General features: G+C 71.0%; 7 protein-coding genes. 3 read left to right on the top strand and 4 right to left on the bottom strand.

Annotated elements, in window-relative coordinates:
* Positions 1-174 precede the first annotated feature (174 nt).
* Complete coding sequence (locus AOK24_RS05510; RefSeq protein WP_055718922.1) at positions 175-558, bottom strand: winged helix-turn-helix transcriptional regulator; 384 nt, start codon at positions 556-558, stop codon at positions 175-177.
* A gap of 139 nt (positions 559-697) precedes the next feature.
* Complete coding sequence (locus AOK24_RS05515; RefSeq protein ID WP_055718928.1) at positions 698-1,042, bottom strand: winged helix-turn-helix transcriptional regulator; 345 nt, start codon at positions 1,040-1,042, stop codon at positions 698-700.
* 42 nt (positions 1,043-1,084) lie between these two features.
* On the opposite strand from AOK24_RS05515, the gene AOK24_RS05520 reads away from it, so the two are divergent.
* From AOK24_RS05520 to AOK24_RS05530, 3 genes are all read left to right on the top strand, one after another.
* Positions 1,085-1,984: an NAD(P)-dependent oxidoreductase gene (locus tag AOK24_RS05520; protein ID WP_055718923.1), complete on the top strand. Its 900-nt coding sequence runs from the start codon at positions 1,085-1,087 to the stop codon at positions 1,982-1,984.
* Positions 1,985-2,082: 98 nt separating this feature from the next.
* On the top strand, positions 2,083-3,309 hold the full coding sequence (locus AOK24_RS05525) for an NAD(P)/FAD-dependent oxidoreductase (protein ID WP_055718924.1): 1,227 nt from the start codon (positions 2,083-2,085) through the stop codon (positions 3,307-3,309).
* A 10-nt stretch (positions 3,310-3,319) separates the two neighbouring features.
* Entirely contained in the window at positions 3,320-4,201 is an 882-nt protein-coding gene (locus AOK24_RS05530) for an RNA polymerase sigma-70 factor (protein WP_055718925.1), read from the top strand.
* Positions 4,202-4,247: 46 nt separating this feature from the next.
* On the opposite strand, the gene AOK24_RS05535 is transcribed toward AOK24_RS05530, so the two are convergent.
* On the bottom strand, positions 4,248-4,802 hold the full coding sequence (locus AOK24_RS05535) for a hypothetical protein (protein ID WP_055718926.1): 555 nt from the start codon (positions 4,800-4,802) through the stop codon (positions 4,248-4,250).
* A complete protein-coding gene (locus AOK24_RS05540) occupies positions 4,786-5,307 on the bottom strand; it encodes an RNA polymerase sigma factor (protein WP_055718927.1) in 522 nt (173 codons plus the stop codon). Before AOK24_RS05540 ends, AOK24_RS05535 begins: the two co-directional genes overlap by 17 nt.
* Between the last annotated feature and the right edge of the window lie 136 nt (positions 5,308-5,443).

A 5,443-nucleotide genomic window follows, 5' to 3' on the forward strand; every position in this document is an offset into this window, starting at 1 on the left:
GGGGGAGGGGGGTGTTGATGATGGTGAGGTCGCCGGGGACGGGGAGTCCCCGGGGAGTGGTGGCGAGGCGGACTTCGCGGGTGGTCGAGGGCATCAAGGGGGTCTCCTCAGGTGGCGGGCGCGGAGACGGTAAACCTTGACGCGGGGGTCAAGGGCAAGCCCTCGTAGGGGAGTTCACCCCTCGAACCGGCCCCGCGCCTCCTCGATGTCGCCCAGATACGTCTGCGTCCACCCGCACAGCAGATCGACCGTCGCCCGCAACGCCCGCCCCGGCTCGGTGAGCGTGTACTCGACGCGCGGCGGAATCGTCGGGTGGACCGTGCGCGCCACCAGGCCGTTGCGCTCCAGCATCCGCACGTTCTGGGTCAGCACCTTGTGGCTGATCCCCTCGACCTCGTCCCTCAACTCGCTGAACCGCAGGGTCCGTTCGCCGAGAGCCTCGATGACCAGCAGCGCCCACTTGTTGGCCACGTCGGAGAAGATCTCCCGCGCGAGGGAGTCCGCGCGGCGGAGGTCGGCGTGCTCGGGCAGGTCCTGGAGCTCGCGCCTGGTTCCCATCAAGTCCTCTGCTTCTTCCGGGTGTTGGGACGTCCAGTCATGGCCGCCGAGAGCCGGGCACCCGCACAAAGCCGAGCACCCACAAAAAAGTGGGTACTTGGCGCCGGGCGGCAGGCCGGGCGAGGCTGATCGCAGGCGGTCAGGACGGCCGCCCGGACATCATCTCCAGCCGCCGATGACCCCAATCGTCAAGCGGGGAAAGGGCCTTGGAGAGGTCGTAGCCGAAGGGAGTCAGGGAGTACACGGTCTTCAGCGGCAGTACGTCGTGTACGTCCCGGTGCACCAGCCCGTCCGACTCCATCTCGCGCAGCGCCTGCGTCAGCACCTTCTCGCTGAGGCCGGGCAGTTGGCGGCGGAGTTCGCCGGGGCGGTGCGGTCCTGACTCCAGCAGCCAGAGCAGGCTCGTCTTCCACTTGCCGTCGATCACGGCGATCGCGGCGGTCACTCCGCACACGTCCGTGTCCTGGGCGCGGCTGCGCGTCATGTCCACCCCGTTCTTCTCACCCATCACCAAGGAATCGAACTCATGCCCGATGTCAAGGACCAGTCTGTCACCGTACTCGGCCTGGGGCCGATGGGCCGCGCCCTCGCCGGCGCGTTCCTCGACGCCGGTCTCCGCACGACCGTGTGGAACCGAACCCCGGGCAGGGAAGGGGAGTTGACCGCACGCGGAGCCGTCGCGGCGGCGAGTGTGGAGGAGGCGGTCGCCGCGAGCCCGCTGACCGTCGTCTGCGTGGTGAACTACGACGCCGCGGACACGTTCCTGCGGCGCGAGCCGGTCGTCGCCGCGCTCCGGGGACGCACGGTGGTGAACCTCAGCGCCGACACCCCAGGACGGGCCCGCGAGTTGGCCAACTGGGCCTCCGTACACGGGATTTCCTATCTGGACGGCGCGATCATGACCCAGAACACGGTCGTCGGCTCGCCCGCCGGGGTCTTCCTCTACTCCGGCCCCACCGCCCTCTACGCCCAACACCGGCCTGTCCTCGAAGCGTTGAACGGCACCCACACGCACCTCGGCGACGAGATCGGCCACGCCGCCGCGTACGACATCGCTCTCCTCGACATTTTCTGGACCACGATGGCGGGTTACGCCCACGGTCTGGCCCTGGCCCGGGCGGAAGGCGTCAAGGCCGCCGACCTGGCCCCGTTCGCGGCGGGCATCTCCCACATCCTCCCCGCTCTCTTCGCCCAGACGGCCGCCGAGACGGACGCGGGCGACTTCACCGGGTCCGGCGCCGACAACCCGATCACCTCCGCCGCCTCCACGATGTCCCACATCGTCGAGACCTCCGAACTCCACGGCATTGACGCGTCGTTGATGCGCGCCGCCCAATCCCTGGCTGACCGGGTCATCACCCTCGGCCACGGCACGGACGGCTTCATGCGAGCGGCCGAGGTGCTGGGCAGGGACGTACGGGCCTAGGCTCTCGCAGACACAGGGCTGTGAGCCGCGTCACAGCTGTCACAACCTTCGTGCACTCGGTGTCTTGAGTCCGAACCCCTTGGAGCGGAGGAGAGACGATGAACCGGAACGTCGAGGTGGTCGTGGTGGGCGGCGGGTACGCCGGGGTCATGGCGGCGAACAGGCTGATGAAGCGCGGGGACGTCGCCGTGACGCTGGTCAACCCGCGGCCGGAGTTCGTGGAGCGGATCAGGCTGCACCAGTTGGCGGCGAGTACGGACGACGCGGTCGTGGAGTACGGAAAGGTGCTGAACCCCAGGGTGCGGCTGCTGGTGGACGCGGTCACCCGAATCGACGCCGCCGCAAGGGAGTTGGCGACCAGCAAGAGCGGCACCCTCCCGTACGACTACCTCGTGTACGCCGTGGGCAGCGCGAGCGCCGACCAACACACCCCCGGTGTACGGGAGTTCGCCCACCCGATCGCCACCCTGGAGGACGCCGCCGAGCTGAAGGCGCTCCTCGCCGCCCGCCCCACCGCACCGGTCACCGTGGTCGGCGGCGGAGCCTCCGGCATCGAGATGGCGGCCGAACTCGCGGAGCAGGGACGGAAACCGACCTTGGTCTGCGGCGGAGTCCTGAACCCCTACCTGCACCCGGACGCCCGCCGCACGGTGACGGCACGCCTGACGGGCCTCGGCGTGACCGTCCTGGAGGGCGCGAGCGCGATGGAGGTCACCGAGCACGCCGTACGGCTCGAAGACGGTACGGAGATCCCGAGCGAACTCACCATCTGGACAGCGGGTTTCGGCGTCCCGGACCTCGCGGCGCGCAGCGGCCTCTCCACCGACGCCCTCGGCCGGCTCCTCACGGACGACACCCTGACGAGCGTGGACGACGACAGGATCGTCGCGGCCGGCGACTCGGCGGCGCCGTCGGGACAGCCGTACCGCATGGGCTGCCAGTCGGCGGTCCAACTCGGCCCGCAGGCGGCCGAGACGGTGCTGAGCAGGATCGCGGGAACCCAACCCGCCCCGGTGGAGGTGGCGTTCGCGGGCCAGTGCATCAGCCTCGGCCGCAGGACCGGCATCTTCCAGTTCTCGCAGCGCGACGACACGGCGAAGAAGCTGCACGTCGCGGGCCGCATGGGGGGCCGTGTCAAGGAGTTCGTGTGCCGTGGCACGGTATGGCAACTGACCTGGGAGGCAAAGAAGTTCAAGTCCCCCGCAGGAAAGGCCCCCGCGGGAAAGACCCCGGCAGGAAAGTCCCCGGCAGGAAAGACTCCCGCAGGGAAGGCCCCCGCCGCCCCCGAAGCCGCCCACCGCGACTCCGCCGCAACCGCCCACTGAAAGAGCCCCGATGACCGACCCGGCCACCGACGCCTTCGTCGCCCACCGCAACCTCCTCTTCACGGTCGCCTACGAGATGCTCGGCTCCGCCGCCGACGCCGAAGACGTCCTCCAGGAAACCTGGTTGAGATGGGTGAAGGTCGACCTGGACGAGGTGCGCGACCAGCGCGCGTACCTCGTCCGGATCACCACCCGCCAGTCCCTCAACCGCCTGCGCACCCTGTCGAGAAGAAGGGAGTCGTACGTCGGCCCCTGGCTCCCGGAGCCCCTGCTCACCGCCCCGGACGTCGCGCAGGACGCCGAACTCGCGGAGAGCATGTCGATGGCGCTGATGCTGGTCCTGGAGACCCTGTCGCCGACGGAACGCGCGGTGTTCGTGCTGCGCGAGGTCTTCGACGTGCCGTACGACGAGATCGCGGCGGCCGTCGACAAGTCCCCCGCCGCCGTACGGCAGATCGCGCACCGCGCCCGGCAGCACGTGGACGCCCGCCGCCCCCGGCAGACGGTCTCGCCGAGGGAGACGCGGGCGGCGGTGGACGCGTTCCGCGCGGCGCTCGACTCGGGCGACCCGCAGGGCCTGTTGGACGTCCTGGCCCCGGACGTCGTCCTGCTGACGGACGGCGGCGGCATCAAACAGGCCGCGCGTGTACCGGTGTTGGGCCCGGAGAAGATCATCCGCTTCATCTTCGCCACCTCGGCGAAGCACGGCGTCCTCACCTCCCACCCCACCATCGTCAACGGCGCCCCGGCGCTCGCGCTGCACCTGGACGGCGAGTTGGACGGCGTGATCGCGTTCCGGATCGCCAACTCCCTGATCGACGGCATGTATTACGTCCGCAACCCGGAGAAGCTGACCGGCTTCGCCACGGGCGACCCGATCGGCCTCCCGTAGGCAGGGGAGCCCGGCGACCGGCCCAACTCCCCTCCGCCCCCGGCGCTCAGGGCGTCAGGTCCGCCGCCTGATCGGCCATCGTGGGCACGGCGGAGGGAGCCGGCGAATCCGCCGATGACTTCTGCGAGGACTTGCCCGAGGACGTCTCCGGAGACAGGGAGCCGTCCACGGCAGTCGTCGGCTCCACCACCGACGGCGACGGCGACACGTCCCGCCCCGACGGCGCCGAAGGCCGCGGCGTCGAGTCCTCCACCGGCGGCTCCCGGTCCACCGCCGACGGACCGGGCGTGGGCGGCGTACGGTCCACGAGCGGCGGATCCACCGTCGGCGCCGGCGCCATCGGCGGCGCCTTCCGCACCGGAGGCGACGAGGACGACGACGCGAGGGGCAGCGCGATCAGCAGCGCCGCCGCACAGGTCGCCGTCGCCGCCAGCACCGTACGCGCCTTGCGCCGCCGGGACTTGCGGCGTAGCGCCGTGAAGTGGCCCGGCGGGGGCGGCAGATGGGACGCCGGGGGGCGCAACAGCTCGACGAGCGGGTCCTCCTGGTGTCCGCCGCCGTCGGCTCCGAAGCTGTCGTCGGCGTCAAAGCGTGTGGTCAAGGCTTCTCCTCAGATGGGCGCGGAGCAGCTCGCGGGCCGCGTGGAGGTCGGCCTTGACGGTTCCCTCCTTGCGTCCGGTCAGGGCGGACACCTGCCGGATCGGCATGTCAGCGTAGTAGTGGAGCAGGATCGGGACGCGCAGCCGCTCGGGCAGCGACTGCACGAGCAGCATGACCGACGGGTCGCCCTGCTCCTGCGCGGGCCGCAGCGCCTCCTCGGTCCGCGCCCGCCGCATCGCCCGGCGCTCCCGCTCGGTCTTGCGCCAGTGGTCCCGGACCAGGTTCGCGGCGGTGACGTACAGGAAACCCTGCGGCTCCTCCACCTTCGTCCACCGCGACCACAGGCGGGTGAACGCCTCCGACGCGACCTCGTGCGCGGTCTCGTCGTCGTCCACGAGCCGCCGGCACCAGCCCGCGAGCCGCGGGTACAGCGCCGCGAACAGCTCCGACGCGGCCTCGTCACGCGAGCGCGCGCGAGACCGGCTGAGGGATCGGGGGCGTTTCAACGCTCTCCAGGGGATGTGAGGGACAGGTCCGGGGAGGGAGCCGGGTGGGAGGACGGCGGTACTACGGGTAGGGGTTGCGTCATACCCGTACGCCCCCGGGGCGCCGCGCGCCGCGTCATACCCGTACGCCCCCGGG

The sequence above is a fragment of the Streptomyces niveiscabiei genome, from assembly GCF_001419795.1.
Lineage (GTDB): Bacteria > Actinomycetota > Actinomycetes > Streptomycetales > Streptomycetaceae > Streptomyces > Streptomyces niveiscabiei.